The 14793-nt window shown below is 72.3% G+C and carries 13 protein-coding genes and 1 pseudogene; 6 read left to right on the forward strand and 8 right to left on the reverse strand.

Going from position 1 to position 14793, the window contains the following annotated elements; all coding sequences use genetic code 11:
• The 3 genes from M9914_12700 to tsaD all read left to right on the forward strand — a co-directional run bounded on the left by M9914_12700 (nucleotide 1) and on the right by tsaD (nucleotide 3703).
• Nucleotides 1–1572 carry an NAD(P)H-hydrate dehydratase gene (locus M9914_12700; protein ID MCO5175036.1) on the forward strand — a complete coding sequence of 524 codons (1572 nt, stop codon included), beginning with the start codon at nucleotides 1–3 and terminating at the stop codon, nucleotides 1570–1572.
• 179 nt (nucleotides 1573–1751) lie between these two features.
• Nucleotides 1752–2660, forward strand: coding sequence for a homoserine kinase (gene thrB, locus M9914_12705; protein MCO5175037.1), 909 nt, complete (start codon nucleotides 1752–1754; stop codon nucleotides 2658–2660).
• Nucleotides 2661–2695: 35 nt separating this feature from the next.
• Nucleotides 2696–3703 carry a tRNA (adenosine(37)-N6)-threonylcarbamoyltransferase complex transferase subunit TsaD gene (gene tsaD, locus M9914_12710; protein ID MCO5175038.1) on the forward strand — a complete coding sequence of 336 codons (1008 nt, stop codon included), beginning with the start codon at nucleotides 2696–2698 and terminating at the stop codon, nucleotides 3701–3703.
• A 127-nt stretch (nucleotides 3704–3830) separates the two neighbouring features.
• On the opposite strand, the gene M9914_12715 is transcribed toward tsaD, so the two are convergent.
• From M9914_12715 to M9914_12725, 3 genes are all read right to left on the reverse strand, one after another.
• Nucleotides 3831–4391, reverse strand: coding sequence for a hypothetical protein (locus tag M9914_12715; GenBank protein MCO5175039.1), 561 nt, complete (start codon nucleotides 4389–4391; stop codon nucleotides 3831–3833).
• Between the two features lie 16 nt (nucleotides 4392–4407).
• Nucleotides 4408–5232: an NTP transferase domain-containing protein gene (locus M9914_12720; protein ID MCO5175040.1), complete on the reverse strand. Its 825-nt coding sequence runs from the start codon at nucleotides 5230–5232 to the stop codon at nucleotides 4408–4410.
• A gap of 170 nt (nucleotides 5233–5402) precedes the next feature.
• Nucleotides 5403–6632, reverse strand: a complete 1230-nt coding sequence (locus M9914_12725) for a PEGA domain-containing protein (GenBank protein MCO5175041.1) — start codon at nucleotides 6630–6632, stop codon at nucleotides 5403–5405.
• Nucleotides 6633–6742: 110 nt separating this feature from the next.
• On the opposite strand from M9914_12725, the gene M9914_12730 reads away from it, so the two are divergent.
• Entirely contained in the window at nucleotides 6743–7489 is a 747-nt protein-coding gene (locus M9914_12730; GenBank protein MCO5175042.1) for a hypothetical protein, read from the forward strand.
• Between the two features lie 42 nt (nucleotides 7490–7531).
• On the opposite strand, the gene fumC is transcribed toward M9914_12730, so the two are convergent.
• Together fumC and M9914_12740 are read right to left on the reverse strand one after the other, a co-directional pair.
• Nucleotides 7532–8914: a class II fumarate hydratase gene (gene fumC / locus M9914_12735; protein ID MCO5175043.1), complete on the reverse strand. Its 1383-nt coding sequence runs from the start codon at nucleotides 8912–8914 to the stop codon at nucleotides 7532–7534.
• A gap of 138 nt (nucleotides 8915–9052) precedes the next feature.
• Complete coding sequence (locus M9914_12740; protein MCO5175044.1) at nucleotides 9053–10033, reverse strand: alpha/beta hydrolase-fold protein; 981 nt, start codon at nucleotides 10031–10033, stop codon at nucleotides 9053–9055.
• Nucleotides 10034–10109: 76 nt separating this feature from the next.
• Here M9914_12740 and M9914_12745 point away from each other — a divergent pair, with 76 nt between their 5' ends.
• Together M9914_12745 and M9914_12750 are read left to right on the forward strand one after the other, a co-directional pair.
• A complete protein-coding gene (locus M9914_12745) occupies nucleotides 10110–11276 on the forward strand; it encodes a PatB family C-S lyase (protein MCO5175045.1) in 1167 nt (388 codons plus the stop codon).
• A 167-nt stretch (nucleotides 11277–11443) separates the two neighbouring features.
• Entirely contained in the window at nucleotides 11444–12622 is a 1179-nt protein-coding gene (locus M9914_12750; protein ID MCO5175046.1) for a class I SAM-dependent rRNA methyltransferase, read from the forward strand.
• A 91-nt stretch (nucleotides 12623–12713) separates the two neighbouring features.
• On the opposite strand, the gene M9914_12755 is transcribed toward M9914_12750, so the two are convergent.
• The 3 genes and pseudogenes from M9914_12755 to M9914_12765 form a co-directional block, all read right to left on the reverse strand.
• On the reverse strand, nucleotides 12714–13565 hold the full coding sequence (locus tag M9914_12755) for a lysophospholipase (GenBank protein MCO5175047.1): 852 nt from the start codon (nucleotides 13563–13565) through the stop codon (nucleotides 12714–12716).
• A 3-nt stretch (nucleotides 13566–13568) separates the two neighbouring features.
• On the reverse strand, nucleotides 13569–13796 hold the full coding sequence (gene purS / locus M9914_12760) for a phosphoribosylformylglycinamidine synthase subunit PurS (GenBank protein ID MCO5175048.1): 228 nt from the start codon (nucleotides 13794–13796) through the stop codon (nucleotides 13569–13571).
• A gap of 225 nt (nucleotides 13797–14021) precedes the next feature.
• Nucleotides 14022–14726, reverse strand: a pseudogene (locus M9914_12765) (phosphoribosylaminoimidazolesuccinocarboxamide synthase).
• Between the last annotated feature and the right edge of the window lie 67 nt (nucleotides 14727–14793).

Genomic DNA, 14793 nt, shown 5'->3' on the forward strand with positions numbered 1-14793 from the left:
GTGAAGCTCTACCACGCGGCCGAGATGCGGGAAGCCGACGAGCGCGCGGCCGCGGCCGGAGTGAGCGGCGAGACGCTCATGGAGAACGCCGGCGCGGCGGTGGCGCGCGAGGTGCTGCGCCGCTACCCCGGCACCCGCAGGGCCGTGATCCTCTGCGGCAAGGGCAACAACGGCGGCGACGGCTACGTCTGCGCCAGGAAGTTGCGCGCGGCGGGCCTCGACGTCAAGGTACTCGAGCTGAGCCCCGAACCCAACCGGACGGACGCGGCGCGCGCCCGCACGGCCCTCCTGGTAAGCGGCGCGGTGACCGCCCCGCTTACCGGCGTGGAGGACGTGCGCCGGCTGGTGGCCGAGCGCACGGTCATCGTCGACGCCCTCCTCGGCAGCGGCCTCGACCGGTCGGCGGACGGCTGGCTGGGCGGGCTGCTGAGCGCTCTCTCAGGGCTCGGAGCGCCCGTCGTGGCCATCGACGTCCCCAGCGGCCTGCCTACCGACACCCCGCGGGCGACCGGGCCGCACGTGACGGCGGACGTCACCGTGGAACTGGCCGGACGCAAGGTGGGGGGCGCGTTCCCGGCGACGAGCCGCCACTACGGCGTCCGGGTCCTCGCGCCCATCGGCATGCCTAGCGCGGTGCTGGCCCAGGTGGGCGGCATCGCTCTCCTGGACGCGGAAGCCGTGAGGGCGTGGCTGCCCGCTAGAGAGCGCTCCGCTAACAAGTACACGGCCGGCACCGTCACAGTCGTGGCCGGGTCCGGGCGTTACGCCGGAGCTGCCGAGCTGGCGTGCCGCGGCGCCTGGCGGGCCGGCGCCGGCCTCGTCACCCTCGTAGGCCCGGAACGCCACCCGTCGGCCTGGCCGGAGACGATCTTCGAGCGGGCCGAGGCAGGCAGGGCCAGGGGCGAGACCATGGGGGTGCCGGCCGGCACCGTGCCCGACGCGGTAGCGGGGCTGATCGAGCCGAAGCGCGCCGCCGCCCTGGTCATCGGACCGGGCCTCGCCGAGGAGTTCCTCCCCCACCTGCCCGAACTGCTGACCCTCGCCCCGGGCCCGGTCGTGCTGGACGCCGCCGCGCTGGGAGCGCTCGCCGCCGGAACGATCGCCCTCGGGACCGCCGCCTCGCACGCGGGCACCGCGCCCGCGTCCCGCGAGCGGCCTGGCGCTGCGGTGCTGACCCCACACACCGGCGAGGCCGCCGCCCTCCTCGGCACGACCACCGCGGTCGTCACGGACGACCCGTTGGCCGCCGCTAACGACGTGGCCGCGCGGTACGGCGCCGTGGTCGTCCTGAAGGGCGCCACCACGGTGATCGCGGCGCCCGACGGTCGGCTCGCCGTCTCCGAACGCGGCCACCCGGGGATGGCGGCGGGCGGCACGGGCGACGTGCTGGCCGGGGTCCTCGGTGCCGTGCTCGCGCCGGCCGGTGGGCGCGAAGAAGCGTTCGAGCGCGCGTGCGCGGCCGTCTGGTTGCACGGCGTCGCGGGCGAGGTCGCGGCGCGGCGGCACGGCATCGGCCTCGTGGCGAGCGACGTCGCCGAGGGCCTGCCCGACGCCCTCGCCGGGTTGCGCTGACGCCGGCCACCGCGCTTACGCGCGGGCGTACGAAAGCTGCCACCGCGAGGCCATCACCGTTCGGGGAGCGGCAGAGCCGGTCGCAGCCGGTAACTGACGACCACGTTGGGCGCGCGGGGGCGAGCATGGCCGCCAACGGCGGACCACACCCCGGCGCGTCAGGTGGTAGCGTTCCCCACATGCTTCGTGCGCACGTCCCGGCCAGCAGCGCCAACCTCGGGCCGGGCTTCGACACCCTCGGCCTGGCGCTCGACCTTCACCTCGAGGTCACGCTCGAGCCCTCCGAGACCGACGTGTTCGTGTACCGCGGACGGGGCGGCGGCGAAGGCCCTGACGGGGGCGGCGTTCCCAGCACGCCGGACAACCTCATCCACCGCGGCTTCCGCGCCGTCCACGAGCACCTGGGGCTGGCGGCTCCGCCCGTCGCCATCACGGCAGACAACCCGATACCGTTGGCGCGCGGGCTCGGCTCCTCGTCGGCTGCCCTGGTCGCCGGCGCCGCGCTTGCCGACGCCGTCACGGGCGGCAAGCTGGGCAGGCACGGCGTGTTCGACCTCACGGCCGCGCTCGAGGGCCATCCTGACAACGTCGGCCCATGCGTGTTCGGAGGCTTCACCGTCGCTGCTGCAGGCGCCGACGGCAACTTCCTGGCGGCGGCGCTCACCATGCCGCCCGGGTGGCGGCTCCTCTTCGGGGTGCCGCCGTTCGAGCTGGCCACCTCCGAGGCGCGCTCGGCGCTCCCGGACGAGTACAGCAGGCGCGCCGCCGTGCTCACGGCCTCCCGGTCCGCCCTCTGGGTCGCTGCCGTCGCCCAGGCGCGCCCCGAGCTACTGCGCGCGGCCTCGCTCGACGTCCTCCACCAACCTTACCGGGCCCACCTCGTGCCGGGCTTCGCTACGGCCCTGGCCGACCTCTCAGCGGCCGGCGCCTACGCGGCCTTCCTGTCGGGGGCAGGCCCGACTGTCGGGGCCGTGACCGACGCGGACGGTGTCGCAGCCTGCAAGGAGGCGCTCGGGCGCTTCGTCGGCACCAGCGGCGAGGTGCTCGAGTTGGCGACGGCGGGCGGCTACACGGTGGAGCGCTTCTGAGCGCGGGGGCGGCGAGCGGCGAGCGACGCGCGGACGTGCCGGGCGACGGTTCGGCGGCGAAGCGGCCGCTCGTCCTCGGCATCGACACGTCGTGCGACGACACTGGCGTCGGGATCGCCCGAGGGAGCGAAGTCATAGCGAACGCCGTCGAGTCGCAGACGGCCCTGCACGCCCGCTTCGGCGGAGTGATGCCCGAGCTCGCGAGCCGTGAGCACCTCGAGGTCATCGACGACGTGGTGAGCCGCGCGCTGGCGCAAGCCGGAGTCGAGCTCGCGGACCTGGACGCCGTCGCGGCGACGCGCGGCCCCGGGCTGGTCGGCGCCCTCCTCGTCGGGCTCGGCTACGGCAAGGCGCTCGCGTGGGGCTTGAACGTGCCGTTCGTGCCCGTCCACCACCTCGAGGGGCACCTCGCGGCCGCCGGCACCGAGCCCCCGTTCGTCGCGCTGCTCGCCTCGGGCGGTCATACGGCCCTCTTCGCCGTGCGCGGCTGGGACGACGTCGAGGAGCTCGGGCGCAGCCGCGACGACGCCGCGGGCGAGGCGTTCGACAAGGTAGCGCGCCTCCTCGGCCTCGGCTACCCCGGCGGAGCGGCGCTGGCGCGCCTGGCGGCCTCCGGGAACGACACGGCGGTGGCGCTCCCTTTCCCCATGCAGGGCGACAAGGGCCTGGAGTTCTCCTTCAGCGGCCTGAAGACGGCGGTGGCGCTCCTGCTGGAGCGCGACCCCGGGCTCGAGCCGGCTGACGTAGCGGCCTCGTTCGAACGCGTGGTGGTCGGGTCGCTCGTGAGCGTCACGTTGCGGGCGCTGGCACGGACCGGGCTCTCGCGCCTGGTGGTCGCCGGCGGGGTGGCCGCGAACACCAGGCTGCGCCGCGAGTTCGCGGCGGCCGGCGTCGACGTCTCGTTCCCGCCACCGGCACTGGCGACTGACAACGGCGCGATGATCGCGTTGGCGGGCGCCATGCGCCTGGCATACGGTCGTGTGCCCGAGCACCCCCTGCGGGCGGACGCCGAGCCGTACCTGCCGCTCGCTAGCTCGCTGTGACCAGAGCTGCGGGTGGGGCTCAGCCCACCAGCGTGCCGGATCGCCCGGGCCCGCGGGTCGTCCTCGTCCCCTCGGCTCCGGCGCTGGCTGCCTGATCCCCTTGGCTCACCGGCTACGAGCGTAAGGCTTACCGCACGCTCCCCCAGAGCCCCGCTAAGTACATCTCCTGGGTGACGATCCCCCGCACCTCGGAGCCGGCCACGATCACGGCCAACTGCTCGTGGGCGAGGACGCGGCGCAGGTCCGTGACGACCATGTCCTCCTCGACCTTGACGAGCTCCTCCCACGAGGTGATGCGGTCGTGGTGCAGGCCCGTTATGCCGATGGGGACACCGCCTTCCTGCACGATGACGATCCGGTTCTCGAGCATGGAGCTCGGCACCTGCGCCGCGTCGACGACGGGCACCTTGGCAGCCGAGCGCCCGGTGGTCGGTGGGACGCTGAGGCCGAAGCTCAGGAGCGTTGGGCTGGGCAGACGCAGCGCGCTGCGCACGTAGATGAGCGCACCGGAGTACGTGAGGACGAAGACGACGCCCTCGACGAGGCCGGCGAGGTTGAAGTCGGAGTAGCCGAGGCGCCCCGCGCGCCCCAAGGCCCAATGCACGAGGAGGGCGAGCAGCAGCGCGAACGCGACTGCCGAGGACGCGCCGAGGAGGGCGGCGATGCGGAGCTGGGCTGGTCGTCTCAAGGGTCTCTCCCGATGGCTAGGTCCGCCGGGCCAGGTCTACCGGCGCGGTGAGGTGAGGCAGGTCCGCGGCAAGGGTGCCTGGCAGGTGTTCCAGGCGGTCGACGTCGGCGGCCAGGCAGGCGTCGTGGCTGATCAGGGCGCGCGCGGGGGCGCCGAGCAGGTCGCTGACGCGGCGCTCGAGCTGCGGTACCGACGCGCGCCCGAGTAGGAGCCTGAGGAGCGTGCCGAGGCCGACGAGGCGCGCGAGGGCCAGGGGGTTCTTGCGGTTGCGGTACGCCCGCTCCATGAGCGGCAGGAGGGCCGGTACGGCGTCGGCACGGAGCAGCGCCAGGTTGCCGCCGGTGAAACGCCCGTCGGCCAGGGCCGCGTAGGTGCGGTCCTGCTGCGGGAACTGCGCGCGCGCGTCCGCCTCGGTGACGACCGGGTACACGAGGCGCGCGGGCGCGCCGTCTCGATCCACGAGGGCCTTGGCGCCGGCCACGAACCGCTCGATGGCGGCCCCGGTGAGCCAGGGGACGTCCGCCGTGACGACGAGCAGCCACCGCGGGTCGCCCGGTTGGGCGAGCGCGGCCCCGGCGCCGAGCGCCAGCGAGTCGACGAGCCGCTCGCCCGCCGGCACCCGCACGTCGTAGAGACCGGAGAAGCTCCCCGCCGGGTCGCCGACGTACACCGTCCTGCCTACGCAGGCGGCCGCGCGCAACGCCGCGAGGACGTACTCGCCCAGCGGCACGCCACCCAAGGGCACGTGCGCCTTGGACTCCACCCCGACGGCGCGCGCCAGGCGGTCGCGGTGCCCACCGCCGGCGAGGACGACGGCGACGAGCGTGTTCGCGTCACGCATATACGCGGATTGTAACGCGACCGTACCCGCGCGGCCCGCCAGGCGCACCGGCTCATCCGGGCGCCGACCAGCGTGCTCCCGTGCCGTCTGGCGAAGGCGCGCGAGCCATGAGAACGCCCCGCCGCGTCGTGCCGCGGCGGGGCTGTCGGTTCTCCTTGGGGGCTTGGCGCCTAGAAGCGCGACTGGCGGACGTTCAACTCGGTGTCGCGGCCGGCGCTGACGTCGAAGGTCGTCACGTAGGTCGCGTAGCCGGGCGCGATCAGGACGAGCTCGTGCCTGCCGGGGGCCACGTCGTTGATCTGCAGGCGGCCCGAGCCGTTGGGCAGGGTGCCGACCTGGCGGCCGTCGATGAACACGAGGGCGCCGCCGATGTTGCCGCGCACGACCACGGACGAGGTTAGCGCCGCTAGGCGGCCGTCGACAGTGCGGTCCTCGCCGCGGCGGACCGTGAACTGCACGCTCGTGGACTGGTAGCCATCGCGCTCGAAACGGGCCGTGTACGTGCCGGGCTCGAAGCGGAGCTGGCCGGTCGGAGTGGTGCCGACGTAGCGGCCGTCGACGTAGACGTCGGCGCCGCTTGGCGAGCTCGTGAACGAGATCGTGCCGGAGCGCTGGACCTGCTGGAGCTGGGCATTCACCGTCTTGGTCTCGCCGCCACGCAGGTTGAAGGACTCGGTGTACGGCTCGTAGCCGTCGGACTCGACGCGCACGTTGTGGCTGCCGGCGCGGGCACCGAAACGCATGGGTGTGTAGCCGACGAACTCGCCGTCGACGTATACGGAGGCCCTGCTAGGGCTGGAGCGGAGCTCGATGGTGCCGTACTCGGCCTGCGCCGGGCGGTCGCCGACGTAGTACAGGGCCGTGTCCGTCACCCAGTCCTGCTGGGGGATCGGCCTGACGACGATGGCGAAGCTCTGGGCGAAGCCCTGCTCGCCGATGATGCTCTGGGCGAAGATGTCGCTCTCGCGCTGGAAGCGGGCGAGGGTCGACGTGTCGAGCTGCGTCTTGCTGGCCACGGCGATGACCTTCGACAGCCCGCGGGGGGCGGCGATGTTGAAGACGTAACGGGCGTTGCCCGGGGGCAGGGTCTTGGTCTCGCCCGCCGCCAGGTAGTTGTTGTCGTCGTAGCGGTTCGGGAAGATCTGGGTCACGTCGCCGTTCGGGCGGACGTCGAAGATGTAGACCCAGGCGGCCTGGTCCACGCGCGCGCTGATCCTGACTTCCTCCCCGATCTGGTAGACGGGGCTGGCGTCGCCCGAGGTGTCGCGGTCCAGCCAGACCTGGACACCGAAGCTGGGAAGCGGGTTGACGACGATGGCTTGCGGGCTCACGACGATGCCTTGGGCGAGCACGATCGGTGCGAGGATGAGCAGCAGGATGGCTCCGAAGAGTCTCTTCATGACCTGCCCCCTTTCAGGCGAAAGAGTAGCACCGGGGTCATCGGCGGCATGATGGGCAGCTTAAAGCGGCCTTCATGGAGCGCCGGGTGTGAGACGGATAACATTCAGCCATGCCCAAGCAGACGAGCCCCCACCTCGCGCCACGTACCAGACGCAGCTTCTCCGCCGTCCTCGGCGCCATGACCCTATGTGCCGCCCTGATCGCGCCGTCCGCCGCCGCGCAGGCGTTGGATGTCGACACCGTGCTCGACAACGTCACGACCGCGGCGCGCGACCTGCGGGACGCCTCCTTCCTGTTGGAAGGCAAGCTCGTCGACACGGACGGCACGATCATCGCGCTCGAGATCGAGATCCAGGTGGTGCCGCCGGCCGGTCTCGCGAGCGCTTACATCATCCAGCCGGACGCGCTCGCGGACAACGAGATCGTCCTCGACGGTCCGGCCGTGTACAACTACACGTTCCTGACGAACCAGGTGATGGTGTTCGACGCCGACGACCCCGACGCTCTCGGCGGCCTCCTACCGAAGGGCGAGGACGGCGCCAGCGCGGAGATCTCCTTCGACCTCGGCGCCATCTTCGCCGGCTACGTGGCGACCATCGCGGACGTCGAGCAGGGCGCCGACGGCGACGTCTACGTGATCGAGTTCAAGAACAAGGACCCCGAGGCGCTGATCCTAGACGTGATCGCCCGCGTCTTCTCGTCGGACTGGCTCCCGCGCCAGCTCGTCTTCATGGAGGCTGACGGCCGCGTCATGGCCGAGCTGAACGCGAACGACCTCGTGATCGACCAGGGGCTCGACCCGGAAGAGGTGCGGCGCCTGCCCGACGACGCCGAGGTCATCGACAACCGGCGCTGAGACCGCGGCGACTGACGGGCCCAGCGGCTAGGGCGAAGCCCCTCAGCCGACCATCTTCTCCGGCACGACGGTCTCGTCGAACTCGGCCGCCGTGAGGTAGCCGAGGGCGACGGCGGCCTCCTTGAGAGTCGAGCCGTCGCGGTGCGCCTTCTGCGCGATCTCGGCGGCCTTGTAGTAGCCGATGCGCGTGTTGAGGGCCGTGACGAGCATCAGCGAGTTGTCGAGGTGCATGCGGATGCGCCGCTCGTCGGCCTCGATGCCGTCCACGCAGTGGACGCGGAAGCTGTTGCAGGCGTCCGCCAGCAGGTTCGCCGACATGAGCAGGTTGTAGATCATCACCGGCTTGAAGACGTTCAGCTGGAAGTGGCCGTGCGTGCCGGCCACGCTGACGGCGGCGTCGTTGCCGATCACCTGGGCGCAGACCATCGTCATGGCCTCGGCCTGGGTCGGGTTCACCTTGCCCGGCATGATGCTCGAGCCGGGCTCGTTCTCCGGCAGGCGCAGCTCGCCGATCCCGCAGCGCGGCCCCGAGCCGAGGAGGCGCACGTTGTTCGCGATGGCGAAGAGGGCGACGGCCGTGCGCTTGAGGGCGCCGGAGGCCTCGACGACGGCGTCGTGCGCCGAGAGCGCCTCGAACTTGTCGTCCGCCGTCCTGAAGGGCAGCCCGGTCAGCTCGGCGATCCGTTCGGCCACCTTCACGGCGAAGCCCGGAGGGGTGTTGAGCCCAGTGCCGACGGCCGTGCCGCCGAGGGCGAGCTCGGCCAGGTGCTCCTGCGCGTTCTCGACGGCCTCGATGCTCTTGCGTACCTGTGTGGCGTAGCCGCCGAACTCCTGGCCGAGGGTTAGCGGGGTCGCGTCCATGAGGTGCGTGCGGCCGATCTTGACGAGGTGGGCGAACTCGCGCGCCTTCGCCTCGAGCGCCGCCTGCAGCGCGCGCAGCTCCGGCAGGGTGCGCTCGGCGATGACGCTGTAGCCCGCGATGTGCATGGCGGTCGGGAACGTGTCGTTGCTCGACTGGCTCTTGTTGACGTCGTCGTTCGGGTTGAGGGGCTTCTTGCTCCCGCGCGCCTCGCCCATCAGCTCGCTGGCCCGGTTGGCGACGACCTCGTTGACGTTCATGTTCGACTGCGTGCCGGAGCCCGTCTGCCACACGACGAGGGGGAACTCGTCGTCGAGCTTGCCCGCGCCGATCTCGTCGCATACGCGCGCGATCAGGTCCGCCTTGGCGGCCGGGAAGTCGGTCAGCTCCGCGTTCGTCTGGGCGGCCGCCTTCTTGAGGACGGCGAAGGCCCGGATGAGCTCGAGCGGCATGCGCTGGCCGCCGATCTTGAAGTTCTCTAGCGACCGCTGCGTCTGCGCGCCCCAGTAGCGCTCCTCCGGCACCTTGACCTCGCCAAGCGTGTCCTTCTCGATGCGATGTCCCATGTCCTGCTGCCTCCGTGGTCTGCTCGCTCGGCCGTTCGCCTGGGGCGGAGAGCCTGGCGCTGCGCGTGGTGTGCGAGGGCGCGGCTGGCTTGCGCCGCTGGTCACATGCTACCCAGCGCAAGGCGCGCGCGGGAGGCTCTAGGGGCGCAAGGCGAAGCGCAGGGCTGCGGCCACGCCGTTACGCCAGTTCGTCCAGTTGTGACCGGCGTGCCGCTCCACGTAAGCCGTCTCGACGGCGCGCGCGCCGAGCGCGGTGGCGATCCGCCTGTTCACGTCCGTCAGCCACTCGATGGTGCCGACCTCCTGGTACCACCTGTCCGGTAGGCCGACGGCCGGGTCGGTCAGGCGCTCGAGGAGCCAGGAGTCGCGCGTGGCGTAGAACTCCAGCGTCTCGGGGGTGCCGAGGAAGGCGCCGGAGAGCGTCACCACCGTGTCGGCGCCGCCGGGGCGCGCCATGGCGGCGTTGGCGGACACGAGCCCGCCGAGGCTCACGCCGAGCCAGACCCGCTCGCCGCTGCTCGGGTTCTCACCCTCGAGCTTCGGAACGAGCTCCTCCTGGAGGAAGTCCAGGTACGCGCGCGAGAAGCCGTACTCCACGCGTCTGTCGACGGGCTCGACGAACGCGAAACGGGCGGCCCGCGCCTGGCCGCGCGCGGCCAGGGCCTCGGCGGCGAGGTGCACGCCGGCGAGTCGCTGGAAGGCGACGCCGTCCTGAACGACCACGAGGGGCAACTCCGCGCGCTCGCCGCCCAGCGGAGTGTAGACGCTCACGCGCCGCACCTGACCGTCCAAGGCAGCGCTGACGACGCGCAGCCGCTCGAGCCGCCCGCGCTCCAACGAGCGGTCCGGCGTCGCGAACGGATCGGGCGCGTACTCGGGGCCCTTGAGGGCGCTGGCGTCCGGGAACCACGGGTTGTCTGCGCGCACGGGGTTGGCGGGGTCGGGGCGCAGCTTGCCCTGGGCGTCGACGAAGCCGTACTCGAAGTAGGCGTCGTCCGGGAACTCGAACTCGACGTGGGACGTGGCGACCGGGTCGAGCGGCTCGGGGGCACGCAGCATGTCGGTGTCGTCTGACACGAGCTGGCACGCCCACTCTGGGACTCTGACGGAGACTCGCACGCCTCACGAGTCTAGCCCTGCCGCCTCGACCCCGGCGTCGGCCGACAGGACCGGCGCAAGCGGTAGACTCGCCGGCATGGAGCGCCATCGCTATGACGACATCTCCCTCGACTCGCTCAGGGCCCGCCCCGGCGCCAAGTGGCACGCCTTCCCCGCCGACGTGCTCCCCCTCTGGGTGGCCGAGATGGACTTCCCTCTCGCGGAACCCATCAAGGACGCCGTCCGGGCGAGCCTAGCCGCAGACGACCTCGGCTATCCCGACCGTTACGGGCCGCCCGGGCTGCGTGAGGCCGTCGTGGAGCGCCTCGGCTCGCGCTACGGCCTCGTCGTCCCGCCGGAGCAGGTGGAGATGCTGTCTTCCACCAGCGCCGGGTTCGGTCTCGCGGCGCTGGCCCTGGCGGGGCCGGGTGACGAGGTCCTGCTCCTCACGCCCCTCTACCCCCCGTTCAAGCACGCCATCGAGACCGTCGGGCGCGTGCCCGTCGAGGTGGAGATGGTGCGGGGCGATGACGGTTACGCGATCGACTTCGCGGCGCTCGAGGCGGCCGTCACCCCCGCCACGCGCATCATGATGCTCTGCAGCCCGCACAACCCTGTCGGCAAGGTGTTCACGCGCGCCGAGCTCACGCAGCTGGCCGACTTCGCGGAGCGGCACAACCTCTGGGTCGTGTCCGACGAGCTGCACGCGGACCTCCTCTTCGACGGGGAGCACGTAGCCTTCGCCACCGTGTCGGACTCCGCCGCCCAGCGCACGCTCACCCTCTACGGCCCCACCAAGGCGTTCAACATCCCCGGCCTGCGCATCTCCTTCGCCGTCTCCGCCAACGCCTCCCTCCTGAAGCGGGTGAAGGCGGCGGGCTCCGGGCTCGCCCCGAGCCCCAACAGCCTAGGCATGGCCGCTACGCTCGCCGCCTACCGCGACGGCGGCCCGTGGTTGGCCGACACCGTTTCGTACCTCAAGGGCAACCGCGACCACGTTGTCGGCTTCGTGCGTGAGCGCCTCCCGAACGTCCGGATGCACACGCCGGCGGCCACGTACCTGGCCTGGTTGGACATGCGGGCGACGGCCTTCAGCGAGGAGCCCGGCAAGGCCTTGGCCGAACGGGCCAAGGTGGGCCTCAACGAGGGCAGCAGCTTCGGTAAGGGCGGCGCGGGCTTCGTGCGCCTGAACTTCGCCACGTCGCGCGCCATCCTGAACGAGGCGCTGGAGCGCATGGCGTCCGTCCTCGCCCCGCGCGACTGAGCGCGACCGAGCGCTACGGACCCGCTCCGTCACCCCGTCCGCCGCCGCACCGCGCGACCGCCGGACCGCGGTCCGGCGGTCGCTGCGCTCGAGCCGAGGAGGGCCTGTGAACCGGCGAGGGGTCGCGTCCGCTTCGTGTCTTGCATGTCTCGTGACCGGGTAACACCTTGAGCACCGCCGAGCTCAAGACGCTCCGCCTGGCGCCAGGCCTCGAGGCCGCCGTCAGGTCGGGTCACCCGTGGGTGTACCGGAACCACGTGCCGCCCAACGCGCTGCGTGGCGGTGAGTGGGTGCGTGTCGAGGCCGGACGCGGCGCGGCGTACGGGGTGTACGACGGGGAGGGCGCCATCGCCGTGCGGTTGTACGGCGCCACGCGTCCCGCCCGGGGGTGGCTCGGGGCGCGGGTGGCGACGGCCCTGGAGCTGCGCGAGCACCTGCCGGGCACCGGGACGGACGCCTACCGCCTCATCTACGGCGAAGGCGACTTCCTGCCCGGCATCGTCTGCGACCGGTACGGGCGCTACGCGATCATGAAGCGCTACTCGGCCTCCCTCGACGGGCTGCTGCCCGAGGTCGCCAAGGAGGTGGGCACACGCCTCAAGCTCAAGGGCGTGGCGCTGCGCTCCGAGGTGGACGACGAGGCGGACGGGCCGCAGAGCCACGGCCTCACGGCGCTCTGGGGCGAGCTCCCGCCGCCGGAGCTGACAGTCACCGAGAACGGGCTGCGCTTCAAGATGGACCCGTGGCGGGGTCAGAAGACGGGGATGTTCCTCGACCAGCGCGACAACCGCCAGCTCGTCAGGGGCTTGGCCGCCGGGAAGTCCGTGCTCAACCTCTTCGCCTACCACGGCGGCTTCAGCGTCTACGCGTTGGCAGGCGGGGCTACGTCCGTCGTCAGCGTCGACGTGTCGCGGTCCGCCCTCGAGGCCGCCGAGGATAACGTGCGCCTCAACGGCACGGCCGGCGAGCACAGCGCCATGGTGGCGGACATCTTCGCGTCGCTGCCCGTCTGGGCCGAGGCCGGCCCGACGCACGACATCGTCGTCCTCGACCCGCCCTCCCTCGCCAACGCGAGCTCGCAGCGCCGCCGCGCCCAGCGCGCCTACCTGAAGCTCAACCGCGACGCCTTCCGCCTCGTCAGGCCGGGCGGCTTCCTCCTCACGGCGTCGTGCACCGCCCAGGTCGCGCCCGACGCCTTCAAGGAGGTCGTCGCGGAGGCGGCACGCGCCGCCGGCGTGCGCGCCCAGGTCGTCGCCGAGAACGGCCACGCGCAAGACCATCCGGTGCCCCTGGCGTTCCCGGAAGGGCGCTACCTGAAGTGCCTGATGATCAGGGTGCTCGCCTGAGGGCGGGTTCGCTCGCTTTCCAGAGCGCTCTCGCCGCCCGTTGGCACGCCCGCCGCCGCTAGGCGCCCTCGCCTAGCGGCGGCGCCGCGACCTAAGCGCGCCTTGCGTTGGCTTCCAACCACTCGACGAGCAGGCGCTTGAACTTCTGGGGCACACCCGTTCCCGGGTCGTCGTGGTGCAACTCGTGGAAGCCGCCGGGCAGCTCCTCGAGCCGCACGCGGTCGCTCGCGGCGGCCAACGCCCTGGCGCCGGCGGGGTCCGCGATGCCGTCGGCCGTGCCGACGACCCCGAGCGTCGGCACGGCGAGCCCGGGCGCGCGCGCCAGCAGCTCGGCCCCTTGGCTCGTGAGGGTGGCGCCGGCGTTCGCCCTGACGCCGCCGTGATAGATGAGCGGGTCGGCGCGGTAGCGCTCCACCTCGGCCGGGTGGCGCGAGATGAGGGCGGGGTCGAGCTTCACCGTCGGCAGGTTCGGCAGGACCTTGCCGAGGACGCCCGAGACGGCGAGGAGCCAGGCCGGGCGCGCCACAGCGTCGCGCAGGAACGGCGACGAGAGGGCGAGCGCGTTCACCTCCGCGGGTCGCTCGAGGGCGTAGCGCAGCGCGATGGCGCCGCCCATGGAGTGGCCGAAGAGCAGGGTCGGCAGCCCGGGGTTGGCCGCGCGCGCCTGCGCGAAGACCGCTGTCAGGTCGGCGATGATCCCCTCGAACCCGGGGACGCCACCGCGCACGCCCGGGCTCTTACCGTGGCCGCGCAGGTCGGGGGCGAACACGTCGTAGCCGACCTCTTGGGCGCTCCTGGCCAGTTCGAGGTGCCGGGTGGCGTGCTCCCCGTAACCGTGGACGATGACGAGCGCGCCGACCGACGCCTCCGGCCGCCAGCGGCTCAGCGACAGGCTGAGGCCGTCCCGGACCTCGAGCGTGGTGGCGGCAGCCGAGGCGGTCACGGTTCAGCCGGCCGCCGGCTCCAGTTCGACCTGCACGTCCTCCATTACCGGGTTGGACAGGAGGTCCGTGGCGAGCGCAGCCACCTGGGCCTCGACGGCAGCCCGTTCGCCGTCGACGGCGAAGGTGATGCGCTTGCCGACCCTGAAGCCCCGCACGTTGCCGTGCCCGAGGCGCCGGACGGTCGCCTCGACCGCCCTGCCCTGCGGGTCGAGGATCGAGCGTCGCAGCATGACGTCGACCACCGCGTTGTAGGTCCGCCGGCCGGCGGCGTGGCCGCTAGCGCCGGCGCTCGCAGGCCGGTCCGGACTACCGTGCCGGTCCGCCTCGCCATGCGGGTGATGATGATCGTGAGCGCCGCCATCCGCGTGGTCGTGGTGTTCCCCGCCCAGCCCCCAGGCCTCGCGCTCGGCGACGTGCTCCCTGACGATCTCGGGATCCCGCTCGGTGCGCGTCAGCACGCGCCTGCGCACTTCCTGGTACGCCTCCTCGACGCCGCCGAGGTCGCGCCTGAAGCGGTCCTTGTCGAGCTTGTCGCCGGTCGCCGAGTCCCAGAGCCGACACGTGTCGGGGCTGATCTCGTCGGCCAGCACGATGTCGCCGTCTACGGTGACGCCGAACTCGAGCTTGAAGTCGATGAGGTCTAGCCCTCGCGCCGCGAAGAACGGCTTCAGGAGGTCGTTCACCTCGGCCGTCAGTTCGAACAGCGTCTCGAGCTCCTCCGGCGTGACGATACCGAGGGCGACGGCGGCCGCGTCGTTCAACATGGGGTCGCCGAGCGCGTCGTCCTTCAAGCACCACTCGACGACCACGGGGTCGAGCTCGCCGCCCTCGGGCACGCCGTAGCGTTTGGCGAACGAGCCCGCCGCGCGGTTGCGCACGACGACCTCGAGCGGCACGATGCGCACGGCCTTGACGAGCTGCTCCCTCGGCGACAGGAGCGCCTCCAAGTGCGTCGGCACCCCGGCCTCGGCCAGGAACTCGAAGATGCGCGTGGCGACGGCGGCGTTCACCTCGCCCTTGCCCGCGATGCTGCCGCGCTTCTGCGCGTTGAAGGCCGTGGCGTCGTCCTTGTACTCGATGACGTGCAGCTCGGGGTCGGCGGTCGCGTAGACCTTCTTGGCCTTGCCCTCGTACAGCAGTTCGGTCCTCTGGGCGCTCACGGGCCGATGATAGCAGGGGTGCCGGGGCGGCCGACGCGCGGCCGGCCGACGGCGAGCGACACGCGCT

This window comes from Trueperaceae bacterium, from assembly GCA_023954415.1.
Lineage (GTDB): Bacteria > Deinococcota > Deinococci > Deinococcales > Trueperaceae > JAAYYF01.